Origin of the sequence: Agromyces protaetiae, from assembly GCF_004135405.1 — a bacterium.
Classification (GTDB): Bacteria; Actinomycetota; Actinomycetes; order Actinomycetales; family Microbacteriaceae; genus Agromyces; species Agromyces protaetiae.
In genome coordinates this window covers 1,436,709-1,449,425 of record NZ_CP035491.1, presented here as the reverse complement: position 1 = coordinate 1,449,425, position 12,717 = coordinate 1,436,709, and the positions used below count along the sequence as shown (strand labels likewise).

Here is a 12,717-nt window from a genome sequence, read left to right as displayed (position 1 = left end):
CGGGCGAGTCTCAGGTTCGGGGCGAATGCGCAGGGGCCTCAGAGGAGCTTCAGCATGCGCGTGTTGCCGAGGGTGTTCTGCTTGACGCGCGCGATGTCGAGGAACTCTGCGACGCCCTCGTCGTGCGAGCGCACGAGCTCGGCGTAGACCTCGGGGTCGACGGTCTCGGCGCCCATGTCCTCGAAGCCGTGGCGCCCGAAGAAGTCGACCTCGAACGTGAGGCAGAACAGACGGGTGAGGCCGATCTCGCGGGCGTCGTGCTCGAGCGTGTCGAGCAGGGCGTGCCCGACGCCCTTCGACAGCCACTCGTCGGAGACGGCGAGCGTGCGCACCTCGCCGAGGTCCTCCCACATGACGTGGAGGGCGCCGCAGCCGATCAGGTCGCCGTCGTCGGTCTCGGCGACGCGGAACTCCTGCAGCGACCCGTACAGGTCGACACGCTCCTTGCCGAGCAGGATGCGTCGCTGAACGAGGGGCTCCACGAGCTCGACGATTCTCGGCACATCGCTCGTGCGCGCCCGGCGCACCTGGAAACGGGTCATCCGTCCATCGTAAAACCGGTGGCATGCGGGTCCGCGCATCGCCCCGTGCACGCGTGCGCGCCCCGAGACATCCGGTCATCACCCTCGACAGGCGAGGAGGTTTGCCGCTCCCCCGTGCCCGTGCGACCGTCGAAGACGGCAACCGGATGTCCGAGAGGAACGCCATGGGTCTGAAGTCCGCCGACCAGAAGCTCACCGAACGCTACGCCGCCGAGGTCGGCCGCGCGGCGTACCTGTGGGGCTGGCCGCTCGTGAACATCCACAACCGGCTCTCCGTCATGGAGCAGATCCCCGAGCCCGGGCTGCTCGGCGGCATCGTCCCCGCGGCCCCGCCGAATCGGTTCGCGATGCTCCGCGACTACGTCCGCCCCGAGGAGCGCGTCGTCGCTTGTCCGAACCAGGACGTCGTCTACGGGTTCGGCATGCTCGACGCCGAGCGCGGCCCCGCGGTCGTGCAGGTGCCGGATTTCGGCGATCGGTTCTGGGTGTACCAGGTCGTGAACCAGCGCACCGACGCGTTCGTCGAGCTCGGCAAGATGTACGGCACCCCGCCCGGCCACTACCTGCTCGCACACCAGGCCTGGACGGGCGAGGTGCCCGACGGGATCACGGGCGTGTTCCGGCTCGACACGCGCCTCGGGGTCGTGATCCCTCGCGTGTTCCTCGACGACACCGCCGAGGACCGCGCTGCCGTCGCCCCGCTCGTCGACCAGATCACGATGTACCCGCTCGACGAGTTCGACGGCACGATGAAGACGGTGGACTGGTGCGCGGTCCCGAGCTTCGGCGCGGGCAGTTCGACCTCGGGGCAGGCCGAGACGCAGTGGGTCGACCCCGCGAGCTTCTTCGCCCTGCTTCCAACCGTGCTCGACGAGGTGCCGCCCCTCCCCAGAGAAGAAGCCCTGTACGACTGGTTCCGTGCGGTCCTTGCAGGCGCCGCGCACGACCCCGCGATCGCCGCCGCACTCGATCGGGCGGCCGCCGAAGCGAACGAGATCGTCCAAGAGCTGTTCGAGTTCCGCAACTACGGCCTGCCCGTCGCACACCACTGGACGACGCAGCGCTCGGGCGCGCAGTTCGGCACCGACTACCTCATGCGGACGGCCGTCGGGAAGTCGAACATCTTCGTCAACACGCCGAACGAGACGAGCTACTACTACCAGGATCTCGACGCTGAGGGCCGGCGGCTCGACGGCCGCAATACGTACTCGGTCAGGTTCGAGGCCGACGCCATCCCGCCCGTCCGCGGGTTCTGGTCGCTCACGGTCTACGACCGGCATCACTTCTTCCACCCGAACGATCTCGACCGGTTCTCGCTCGGCACGAAGAACCAGACGCTGACCTTCGGTGACGACGGGTCGCTCACCCTCACGGCGGGCGGCCCCGAGCCCGCCGACCCCGCGCTCCGCGCGAACTGGCTGCCCGCGCCCGCCGAGGAGTTCACGCTCTACCTGCGGGCGTACTGGCCCGACGAGCGCATCCTCGACGGGACGTGGGAGCCACCCGCGGTCGTGCGAGCGCCCTGAGCGGGAGAAGGACGACGAAGGGCGGATGTCAGTGACATCCGCCCTTCGAATCGTGACGCGCTACTCGCCCGACGCAGCCGCGAGGTCGGGGCTCACGGGCCCCGTGCCGATCGCGGCACCGGCGTTCACGCCGACGCCGACGGGGAGCGCCCGCTGGGTCGTCGTGAAGAGGAACTCGCCGTCCTTGAAGTCGACGTGCACGTGGTCGCCCGAGTTGAGCTCGCCGTGCAGGATCTTCTCGGAGAGCCGGTCTTCGACCTCGTGCTGCACCGCGCGGCGGAGCGGGCGGGCGCCGAGAGCGGGGTCGAACCCGACCTCGATGAGCCGCTCCTTCGCCGCCTGCGTGAGCTCGACGGTCATGTCGCGGTCGAGCATGCGGTCGGCGAGGCGCTTGATGAAGAGATCGACGATCTGCAGCAGCTCGTCCTTCGTGAGCTGCGGGAAGACGATGATCTCGTCGACGCGGTTCAGGAACTCGGGCTTGAAGTGCTTCTTGAGCTCTTCGTTGACCTTCGCGCGCATGAGGTCGTACCCGGTGCGGGTGTCGCCCTCGACCTGGAAGCCGACGGGGCCGCCCGAGATGTCTTTCGTGCCGAGGTTCGTCGTCATGATGATGACGGTGTTCTTGAAGTCGACCACGCGACCCTGACCGTCGGTCAGACGGCCCTCCTCCAGGATCTGGAGGAGCGAGTTGAAGATGTCGGGGTGCGCCTTCTCGATCTCATCGAACAGCACGACGCTGAAGGGCTTCCGGCGGACCTTCTCAGTGAGCTGGCCGCCCTCTTCGAAACCGACGAACCCGGGAGGGGCGCCGAAGAGACGAGAGACGGTGTGCTTCTCGCCGTACTCCGACATGTCGAGCGAGATCATCGCGGCCTCGTCGTCGAAGAGGAACTCGGCGAGCGCCTTGGCGAGCTCGGTCTTGCCGACGCCCGTGGGGCCGGCGAAGATGAACGACCCCGAGGGGCGCTTGGGGTCCTTGAGACCGGCACGCGTGCGGCGGATGGTCTTCGAGAGCGCCGAGATGGCCTCTTCTTGACCGATGACGCGCTCGTGCAGCGCCTTCTCCATGAACACCAGTCGCGAGCTCTCCTCTTCGGTGAGCTTGAAGACGGGGATGCCCGTGGCCTGTGCGAGCACCTCGGCGATCAGGCCCTCGTCGACGACCGCGGTCGTCTTGACGTCGCCCGACTTCCACTGCTTCTCGAGGCGCAGACGCTCGCCGAGGAGGTTCTTCTCCTCGTCGCGGAGCGACGCGGCCTTCTCGAAGTCCTGCTCTTCGATCGCGGTCTCTTTCGCAGCCCGCACGACGGCGATCTTCTCGTCGAACTCGCGCAGCTCGGGCGGCGACGACAGGATCGAGAGGCGCAGGCGTGCGCCGGCCTCGTCGATCAGGTCGATGGCCTTGTCAGGCAGGAACCGGTCGCTGATGTAGCGGTCGGCGAGGTTCGCGGCGGCGACGATCGCGCCGTCGGTGATCGAGACCTTGTGGTGCGCCTCGTACCGGTCGCGCAGGCCCTTCAGGATGTTGATCGCGTGGGGCAGCGACGGCTCGGCGACCTGGATCGGCTGGAAGCGGCGCTCGAGCGCGGCATCCTTCTCGAAGTGCTTGCGGTACTCGTCGAGCGTCGTGGCGCCGATCGTCTGCAGCTCGCCGCGGGCGAGCAGCGGCTTCAAGATGGAGGCCGCGTCGATCGCGCCCTCGGCCGCACCGGCACCCACGAGGGTGTGGATCTCGTCGATGAAGACGATGATGTCGCCGCGCGTGCGGATCTCTTTCGTGACCTTCTTGAGACGCTCTTCGAAGTCACCGCGGTAGCGGCTGCCCGCGATGAGCGAGCCGAGGTCGAGCGAGTAGAGCTGCTTGTCTTTGAGGGTCTCGGGCACTTCGCCCTTGACGATCGCCTGCGCGAGGCCCTCGACGACGGCGGTCTTGCCGACGCCGGGCTCGCCGATGAGGACCGGGTTGTTCTTGGAGCGACGCGAGAGGATCTGCATGACCCGCTCGATCTCCTTCTCGCGCCCGATCACGGGGTCGAGCTTCGACTCGCGTGCGGCCTGCGTGAGGTTGCGGCCGAACTGGTCGAGGATCTGCGAGCCGCCCGCGGGCTGGACCTGGTCGTTCGCGCCGACCTGGACCTGCTCCTTGCCCTGGTAGCCCGAGAGCAGCTGGATGACCTGCTGGCGCACGCGGTTGAGGTCGGCGCCGAGCTTCACGAGCACCTGGGCTGCGACGCCCTCGCCCTCGCGGATGAGGCCGAGGAGGATGTGCTCGGTGCCGATGTAGTTGTGGCCGAGCTGCAGCGCTTCGCGCAGCGACAGCTCGAGCACCTTCTTGGCGCGCGGCGTGAAGGGGATGTGCCCCGTCGGCGGCTGCTGACCCTGCCCGATGATGTCTTGAACCTGCTCGCGGACGGCGTCGAGCGAGATTCCCAACGATTCGAGCGCCTTGGCGGCGACGCCCTCACCCTCGTGGATGAGACCGAGCAGGATGTGCTCGGTGCCGATGTAGTTGTGGTTCAGCATCTTGGCCTCTTCTTGGGCCAAGACGACGACACGACGGGCTCGGTCGGTGAATCTCTCGAACATGCTCACTCCTCACGACCCCGGTGCGGACGGGGCGCTGATACATCGAGCGTAAACAAGGCGGATGCCTCGTGGGGGGCTGTTCGCCGTAGGCATACGCGCATGACGCCGATCTGGCGAGACTCCCTTGACACTCCCAGATTCGAGGCCCTACCGTATCGATCATCGTTATTATCGTTTGTCGATACGTGCTTGGGATCCGAGCACCTGATGAAGGAGCAGACGGATGTCTCTCACAGCGGTTTCCCCCTCGAGACGTGCCGTCGGCCTTCTCGAGAAGGCGGTGCTCGGATTCATCGCCGGCGCCGCCGGCGCGATCGGCATCGTGAGCCTCGTCTTCCTCGTGCTCCGCATCGTCGAACTCGCGACGGGCGCCGAGACGACGCTCGTCGGCGCGTTCCTCAACCAGCCCGTCACGACGGCGTTCGACTCCCCGAGCGTCGTCTCGGCATCGACGAACACCATGGATGTCACGCTTCGCGACGCGCCCGACTCGGTGCGCGCGTGGCTCATCGGCGCCGACATGGCCCGCTCCCTCTCGTCGATCGGCATCTGCGCGGTCGTCGCGTGGCTGTGCCTGCGTCTCTTCGTCGGCAAGCCGTTCGTGCGCACGGTGACGTGGGGCATCGGCATCGTCGCGATCCTCGTGCTGCTGTCGGGCATGGCCGCGCCGCTCTTCGACGGCATCGCGAAGGCTCAGGCCGCGATCGCCCTCGACCTCGATGAGCTCGCACCGTTCCTCGTCGCGATCGACCCCGCCCCGATCGGCTGGGCGTTCGCGCTCATCGTCGTCGCGGGCGCGTTCGAGATCGGCGGGCGCCTCCAACACGACTCCGAGGGCCTCGTCTGATGGTGCCCGCGGAACCCGACGACGGCCACGACGTCCACTGCCGCCTCGACGAGCTCCTCGACGCGCGCGGCATGACGCTCACGCGCCTGTCGGAGCTCGTCGGCGTGACGGTCGTGAATCTCTCGATCTTGAAGAACGACCGCGCACGAGCCATCCGGTTCTCGACCCTGCAAGCGATCTGCGAGGCGCTCGATTGCGAGATCGGCGACCTCCTGGTGCGCCGCAGAAGGCGAGCGGATGCCCCGCCCCCGCCGTGACTCGACGGGCGGCCCTACTTCGCCGGAACGGTGACCTCTTGGCCCTCGACGAGCACCGTCAGGTCTTCGTAGGTGGCGATGTTCATGGGCGTCCAGAAGACGGTCGTGTGCGGCACGAGATCCATCGTGCAGACGCCGTCCCACTTGCGCACCGACATCTCGATCGTGTTGCCGACGCCTCGGGGTTCGACGACCTCGATGCCCGTGCCGTACGCCGGGCAGGTCGAGGACCCGAACGTCGTGACGGCGATCTTGCCGCCCTGCTCGAGCCACTGCGCGATGGGCGCGGCTTGGTCGGTTCCGGGCGTCTCGGGGGCGTCCGCGTCTTCGGAAGCGGGCGGCAGCCCCGCGAAGTGCTCGACGGGGGTCTTGCCCGGCGCGCAGGCCGACAGCACGAACACGGATGCGAGCGCGACGGCCGCGAGGCCCGCCCGACGGAACGTCACCTGAGACATACTCGGATGCTATCGGCTCCCGCCCGCCGGGTGAATGGGCGCGCGTAGGATGCCTCGCATGAGCAACCTCGAACGCCATCCGGTCGAGTTGACCCTCGATCCCGAGCCCGCGGCGCGGCCCGCGATCGAGGTGCTCCCCTACCGTGAGGTGCCGCTCGGCGGTGCCCGCGCCATGCCCGTCCGGCGTACTCTCCCGCAGCGCGGTCGCACGACGATCGGCGCGTGGTGCTTCGCCGACCACTACGGCCCCGACGACGTCGCCAAGACGGGCGGCATGCTCGTGCCGCCGCACCCGCACACGGGCCTCCAGACCGTGAGCTGGCTCTTCGAGGGCGAGATCGAGCACCGCGACTCCACGGGGGTCCACGCGCTCGTGCAGCCGGGCGCCGTCAACCTCATGACCGCCGGCCGCGGCATCTCGCACTCCGAAGTGTCGACCCCGAGCACGACGACCCTCCACGGCGTGCAACTCTGGGTCGCGCTCCCCGACGCATCGCGCGGCGTCGTGCCGTTCTTCGAGCACGCCGACACGGTCCCGTTCGAGGTCGACGACGCGACCGTGCGCGTGTTCGCGGGCACGCTCGCGAACGAGGTCGGCCCCGAGGCATCCGCCGTCTCGCTCTTCTCGCCGCTCGTCGGCGCGCAGATCGAACTGCCCGCGGGCGGCGAAGCGTGGATCGAACTCGACCCGCCTTCGAGCACGGTGTGCTCGTCGACCGGGGGCCCGTGCGCGTCACGATCGCGGCGCTCGAAGACGAACCGGATGACTCGCCGGCGGACGCCGACCCCCTCGCCCTCACGGGCCACACCGCGACCCTCGAATGGTCCGAGCTCGGCTACCTGCCCACGGGCCACGAGGGCGTGCGGCTCCGCGCCCTCGGCGGGCCCGCGCGCGTCATCCTCCTCGGCGGCGTGCCGTTCGGCGAGGAACTCGTCATGTGGTGGAACTTCATCGGGCGAACCCACGACGAGATCGTCGAGTTCCGCCGCCAGTGGCAGGCCGACGTCATCGGGCACGACAACCCCGACGGGCGCTTCGGCACCGTCTCGGGCTACGACGGCAGTGCACTGCCCGCGCCCGAACTGCCGACCGTGCGGCTCAGGCCCAGACGCTGAGCGCGGCGCGAGACATCCGCCTGCCGCTACTGCAGCGCCGACGTGAGCCGCGCGAGATTGTCGAGCACCGTCGACAGCAGCGGTTGATCGTCCCACTCCTCGAGCGTGAGCTCGCGACTGTCGGCCCGGTAGCCCGCCTCGACCTCGCGCATCGACTTCACGAACGACGCGCCGCGCACGAGGAGCGAGACCTCCATGTTGAGCTCGAACGAGCGGATGTCCATGTTGCTCGACCCGATGACGGCGACGTCCTCGTCGATCGAGAAGTGCTTCGAGTGCAGGATGTACGGCGCCTTGTAGAGATAGATCTTGACGCCCGCGCGCAGCAGCGCCTCGTAGTACGAGCGCTGGGCGTGATACACGAGCGCCTGGTCGCCGATCTCCGACACGAAGAGTTCGACGTGCACGCCTCGCTGCACCGCACCGCTGATCGCATAGAGCATCGACTCGTCGGGCACGAAGTACGGGCTCGTGATGATGATCTGCTGCTTCGCCGCGTACAGCAGCGACAGGAAGAGCTTGAGGTTGTTCTCGTTCGAGAACCCCGGACCCGACGGCACGACCTGGCAGTCGAGGTTCTGCTCCGAACCCGCCTGCTCGAACGGCGCCGGCAGCAGCTCGCGCCGCGGCGGCTCACCCGTCTCGAGGAACCAGTCGGTCGCGAAGATCGCGTCGAGACCCGACACGATCGGGCCCTCGAGCTTCACGACGAGCTCTTTCCACTTGAGACCCCGCTTGAGGTTCGACTTCTTGTTGTAGCTGCGGTCGATGATGTTCTGCGACCCCATGAACGCGACCTCGCCGTCGACGACGAGGATCTTGCGGTGATTGCGCAGGTCGGGCCGCTGATACTTGCCCTTGAACGGCTGCACGGGAAGCATGAGGTGCCACGCGGCGCCCATCTTCGTGAGCCGCCTGATCGTCTTCTTGTACCCCTTCACGCGCACCGACGCGATGTGGTCGAGGAGCACCCGCACCTTCACTCCGCGCGCGACGGCCGCTTCGAGCGCGTCGAAGAACGGCGCCGTCGTGCGATCGAGGGCGAAGATGTAGAACTCGACGTGCACGTACCGCTGCGCCGAGGAGATCGCCTCGGTCATCGCATCGAGCGAGCCCTGGTAGTCGCCGATCAGGCGCCCGCTGTTCGACCCGATGAGCGGCATCGCCCCGAGGTTCCGGTTCATCCGCACGACGCCCGCGAACCAGCTCGGCCACGCCGAACTGTCGCTCACCCGTTCGACACCGTGCGTCGAGTCCTTGATGTAGGCGTTCACCTCGGCCTGCTTCGTGCGCCTGGCCTTCGGAAGCTTCGGGCTGCCGATGAGGAGGAAGAAGAGGATGCCGAGGAAGGGCACGAAGAAGATCGCGAGCAGCCACGCCATGCCCGCCGTCGGGCGTCGGTTCCGCGGCACGACGATCACGGCGACGATGCGCACCACGAGGTCGATGATCAGAATGACCGCAGCGACGATGATCGTCCACTGCTCCCCCGTGAGCCTCATCTACCGGTGCTCGCCCCTCGCTCCGTCGTGCTCTCGCCTGGTCGGCCCGGCTCGCCTTGCGCGCCTAGCTCGCCGGACGCTCGCGGCCGAGCTTCGCGCGCTCCTCGGCCTCGATGCGGGCGTACGCGTCGCGCTCGGTGCGGTCGGCCCGCAGGATCGAGCGCATCACGAACCAGAAGATCAGTCCGATGAGCAGCGTCGGCGCGATCGACCAGATCGCGTTCGCCCAGAAGTCGTCCATAGTGCGACCAGCCTACGCTGCGGATGCTCCGAATGCGCCGGATGCCTCACCCGGATGCCTCACCCGCCGTTCGTGAGCAGACCCCACACCCCCGTGCCGATGAGGTACAGGCCGATGGCGCCCACGACGATCCAGATCGTGATGCGCGCCTTCGACGGCGCTTTGGGATCGCGGTCGGGGTCGGGCTTGGGAGAGAGATCGCTCATGCGAGACATCCGTTCGATTGCTACTTCACCAACGGGAACAGGATCGTCTCGCGAATGCCGAGGCCCGTGATCGCCATGAGCAGCCGGTCGATGCCCATGCCCATGCCGCCCGACGGCGGCATGCCGAACTCGAGCGCCCGCAGGAACTCCTCGTCGAGCCGCATCGCCTCGGGGTCGCCGCCCGCGGCGAGCTTCGCCTGCTCGACGAACCGGTCGCGCTGCACGACGGGATCGACGAGCTCGGAGTAGCCCGTCGCGAGCTCGAAGCCGCGGATGTAGAGGTCCCACTTCTCGACGACGCTAGGGATCGACCGGTGCCACCGCACGAGGGGCGACGTGTCGAGCGGGAAGTCCATGACGAACGTCGGCCGCACGAGGTGCGACTTGATGTGGTGCTCCCACAGCTCTTCGACGTACTTGCCGGGCAGCGGGTGGTCGATCTCGATGCCGGCGTCGTCGGCGAGCGCCTTGAGCCGCTCGATGGGCGTCTCGGCCGTGATCGTCTCGCCGACCGCCTCGGAGAGCGAGTCGTACATCGAGATGCGGTCCCACTCGCCGCCGAGGTCGTACTCGGTGCCGTCGGCCCACGTCACGACGTGCGAGCCCGACACCGCGAGCGCGGCGTCTTGAATCAGCTTCTGGGTGAGGTCGGCCATCGTGTGGTAGTCGCCGTACGCCTCGTACGCCTCGAGCATCGCGAACTCGGGCGAGTGCGTCGAGTCGGCGCCCTCGTTGCGGAAGTTGCGGTTGATCTCGAAGACGCGCTCGATGCCGCCGACGACGGCGCGCTTGAGGTAGAGCTCGGGCGCGATGCGCAGGTAGAGGTCGGTGTCGAACGCGTTCGAGTGCGTCACGAACGGGCGGGCGGATGCCCCGCCGTGCATCACCTGCAGCATGGGCGTCTCGACCTCGACGAACCCGATGCCGTCGAAGGTGTCGCGGAGGCTCTTGTTGACCTTCGCACGGTCGAGGACGTTGCGGCGTGCCTGCTCGCGCGCGATCAGGTCGAGGTAGCGGCTGCGCACGCGCGTCTCTTCGGAGAGCTCGTTGTGCAGGTTCGGCAGCGGCAGCACGGCCTTCGCCGCGATCTGCCAGCTCTTCACGAGCACCGACAGCTCGCCGCGGCGGCTCGTGATGACCTCGCCCTCGACGAAGACGTGGTCGCCCAGGTCGACGAGCTCCTTCCAGAGCTGGAGCGACTCCTCGCCGACCTCGGCGAGCGACACCATCGCCTGGATGCGGCTGCCGTCACCCGACTGCAGCGTCGCGAAGCACAGCTTGCCCGTGTTGCGGGAGAACACGACGCGGCCCGCGAGGCCCACGATGTCGCCCGTCGCGACGTCGATCTCGAGGTCGGCGTAGTCGCGGCGCACGGCCGGGATCGTCGTCGTGATCGGCAGGCGCACGGGGTACGCGCCGCCGGCGGCGTCGGTCGCGAGCGCGTTCAGCCGGTCGCGCTTCTGGAGACGCACCTGCTTCTGCTCGGAGATCTCCTCAGCAGTGGGTTCGGGTGCGGCATCCGTCAGGTTCTCGGCCATCGTTCTCTTTCGTCGGTTCGCCCGCGCATCGCACGGGCACATGCAGGGTCAAGCCTACCCAGCGGCGCTGGGCCTTCGATGAGCGGATGCCTCGGGGCGGATGTCTCTGGCGCGCCGCCTGTCTCGCCTCAGCCGAGCGTGATCGGCCGGTTGTCGATGAGTCGCGTCGTGCCGACCCTCGCTGCGACGAGTGCCACGGCGGGGCCGGTCGCATCGGCGGCGACGGGCAGGAACGTCTCGGGGTCGACGATCACGAGGTAGTCGAGCTCGACGCCGTCGTGGTCGCCGAACGCGGCCGTCGCCTCGGCGAGCGCTTCGTCGACACCCTCGGACGCCGCGTCGGCGGCGGCGCGGAGCGCCTCGGAGAGCACGAGCGCGGTCTTGCGCTCCGTCTCGTCGAGGTAGCGGTTGCGGCTCGACATGGCGAGACCGTCGTCTTCGCGGACGGTCGTGACGACGTCGATCGAGAGCGGCATGTCGAGGTCTGAGACCATGCGCTTCACGAGGAACACCTGCTGGGCGTCCTTCTGGCCGAACACCGCGACGTCGGGCATGACGATGTGGAACAGCTTCGAGACGACGGTCAGCATGCCGTCGAAGTGGCCGGGGCGCGACGCGCCCTCGTAGAGCGACGCGACCTCGCCCGCTGCGACGCGCGTCGAACTCGGACCGTCGGGGTACATCTCCTCGACCGACGGCGCGAACACGAACTGCGCGCCGAGCGCGTCGAGCGCGGCGATGTCGGCGTCGAACGTGCGCGGGTAGCGATCGAGGTCTTCGCCCGCGCCGAACTGCAGCGGGTTGACGAAGATCGAGACGACCGCGACATCCGCCACTTCCCGCGCGCGGCGCGCGAGCGCGAGGTGGCCGTCGTGCAGCGCTCCCATGGTCGGGACGAGGGCGACGGATGCCCCGACCGCCCGCCGCTCGGCGAGGAGCCCACGCAGTTCGGCGATCGTGCGGACGACTCGAAGGCCGCCCGCCGTCTCGGACCGTGCGTCGGACGTCGTCTCGGACTTGGCCTTCGTCACGATCGGGGTACCTCCTGGCCGCCGGTCGAAGTCGGCCTCGTCGATCGTACCGGCCTACTCTGGGCCGTCGCTGTCCGCGAACCCCTCGACGCCCGGCCCGGCGTCGTGCCGTGCGAGCGCGTTCTCGACGGCGCTCCGCACGAGCGGCGCGAGCACCGCACCGGGACGCCCGACGCCGATGCCGCCGAGGAGCCCGCTCGCCTGGTCGACGATCGCCGTCGAGAACGACACCGCGGTGTCGATCGCCTCGGCGTAGGCGGGCCGGTCGGCCTCGGCGACGACGAACGGCTCGCCGCCCATCTCGACGACCAGAGCCTGCGCGATGGGCAGCACGGGCGCGGGCGAGGTCACGGCGAACCACGTGCCCGCGAGGCGCGCGAGGTCGATCGAGGTGCCCGTGAAGCTCATGACGGGGTGCACGGCGAGCGGGATCGCACCCGCCCGGCGCGCCGGGTCGAGCACGTCGGTGCCGTACCGCGCGGCGGTGTGGAGCACGAGCTGCCCCGGCTGCCAGACGCCCGTCGCGGCGAGCCCCGCGACGAGCGGCTCGAGCTCGTCGGCCGGGATGGCGAGGAGCACGAGTTCGCTGCGCTCGACGACCTCGGGGATCGGCAGCACGGGCACGCCCGGCAGCATGGCGTCGGCTCGCGTGAGGCTCGCCTCCGAGACGGCGGCGACGCCCGTGATCGCGTGGCCCGCCCCGCCGAGGGCCGAGGCGAGCACGGCGCCGACCTTGCCCGCGCCGATGAGTCCGACGCCGAGGCGTCCTGCACGGTCAGCCATGCGCAACTCCCGGGTCGACCGCGGCGGGCGAGTCAGCAGGCGCAGCCGCAGCCCCCAGTGGTGCGTCGTGTCACTCGCGGCGCG

The 12,717-nt window shown here is 68.9% G+C and carries 12 protein-coding genes and 1 pseudogene; 4 read left to right on the top strand and 9 right to left on the bottom strand.

All coding sequences use genetic code 11. From position 1 onward, the window contains the following. Nucleotides 1–38: 38 nt before the first annotated feature. On the bottom strand, nucleotides 39–542 hold the full coding sequence (locus tag ET445_RS06775; protein ID WP_129190019.1) for an amino-acid N-acetyltransferase: 504 nt from the start codon (nucleotides 540–542) through the stop codon (nucleotides 39–41). 164 nt (nucleotides 543–706) lie between these two features. Between ET445_RS06775 and ET445_RS06770 the strand changes: the two genes are divergently transcribed. Further along, on the top strand, nucleotides 707–2,068 hold the full coding sequence (locus ET445_RS06770; RefSeq protein ID WP_129190017.1) for a DUF1254 domain-containing protein: 1,362 nt from the start codon (nucleotides 707–709) through the stop codon (nucleotides 2,066–2,068). A gap of 60 nt (nucleotides 2,069–2,128) precedes the next feature. Here ET445_RS06770 and ET445_RS06765 read toward each other — a convergent pair whose 3' ends face one another. Continuing rightward, nucleotides 2,129–4,657, bottom strand: a complete 2,529-nt coding sequence (locus tag ET445_RS06765) for an ATP-dependent Clp protease ATP-binding subunit (RefSeq protein ID WP_129190015.1) — start codon at nucleotides 4,655–4,657, stop codon at nucleotides 2,129–2,131. 223 nt (nucleotides 4,658–4,880) lie between these two features. Between ET445_RS06765 and ET445_RS06760 the strand changes: the two genes are divergently transcribed. Continuing rightward, nucleotides 4,881–5,504: a hypothetical protein gene (locus tag ET445_RS06760; RefSeq protein WP_129190013.1), complete on the top strand. Its 624-nt coding sequence runs from the start codon at nucleotides 4,881–4,883 to the stop codon at nucleotides 5,502–5,504. Continuing rightward, a complete protein-coding gene (locus tag ET445_RS06755; protein ID WP_129190011.1) occupies nucleotides 5,504–5,761 on the top strand; it encodes a helix-turn-helix domain-containing protein in 258 nt (85 codons plus the stop codon). Before ET445_RS06760 ends, ET445_RS06755 begins: the two co-directional genes overlap by 1 nt. 14 nt (nucleotides 5,762–5,775) lie before the next feature. Here the strand turns inward: ET445_RS06755 and ET445_RS06750 are convergent, their stop codons facing one another. After that, the gene (locus ET445_RS06750) at nucleotides 5,776–6,216 is read right to left on the bottom strand and encodes a hypothetical protein (RefSeq protein WP_129190009.1); all 441 of its coding nucleotides are present in this window, start codon (nucleotides 6,214–6,216) and stop codon (nucleotides 5,776–5,778) included. Nucleotides 6,217–6,274: 58 nt separating this feature from the next. On the opposite strand from ET445_RS06750, the pseudogene ET445_RS17580 reads away from it, so the two are divergent. Continuing rightward, a pseudogene (locus ET445_RS17580) lies at nucleotides 6,275–7,332 on the top strand (pirin family protein). Between the two features lie 26 nt (nucleotides 7,333–7,358). On the opposite strand, the gene cls reads toward ET445_RS17580, so the two are convergent. The 6 genes from cls to ET445_RS06725 form a co-directional block, all read right to left on the bottom strand. Next, a complete protein-coding gene (cls, locus tag ET445_RS06740) occupies nucleotides 7,359–8,834 on the bottom strand; it encodes a cardiolipin synthase (RefSeq protein ID WP_129190007.1) in 1,476 nt (491 codons plus the stop codon). A gap of 64 nt (nucleotides 8,835–8,898) precedes the next feature. Next, complete coding sequence (locus ET445_RS17170) at nucleotides 8,899–9,075, bottom strand: hypothetical protein (RefSeq protein ID WP_165314320.1); 177 nt, start codon at nucleotides 9,073–9,075, stop codon at nucleotides 8,899–8,901. 59 nt (nucleotides 9,076–9,134) lie between these two features. Beyond that, entirely contained in the window at nucleotides 9,135–9,281 is a 147-nt protein-coding gene (locus ET445_RS17165) for a hypothetical protein (protein WP_165314319.1), read from the bottom strand. Between the two features lie 20 nt (nucleotides 9,282–9,301). Then, complete coding sequence (gene lysS, locus ET445_RS06735) at nucleotides 9,302–10,819, bottom strand: lysine--tRNA ligase (RefSeq protein WP_129190005.1); 1,518 nt, start codon at nucleotides 10,817–10,819, stop codon at nucleotides 9,302–9,304. Between the two features lie 128 nt (nucleotides 10,820–10,947). After that, nucleotides 10,948–11,850, bottom strand: a complete 903-nt coding sequence (gene panC, locus ET445_RS06730; RefSeq protein ID WP_129190003.1) for a pantoate--beta-alanine ligase — start codon at nucleotides 11,848–11,850, stop codon at nucleotides 10,948–10,950. Between the two features lie 54 nt (nucleotides 11,851–11,904). After that, a complete protein-coding gene (locus ET445_RS06725; RefSeq protein ID WP_129192440.1) occupies nucleotides 11,905–12,633 on the bottom strand; it encodes a Rossmann-like and DUF2520 domain-containing protein in 729 nt (242 codons plus the stop codon). Between the last annotated feature and the right edge of the window lie 84 nt (nucleotides 12,634–12,717).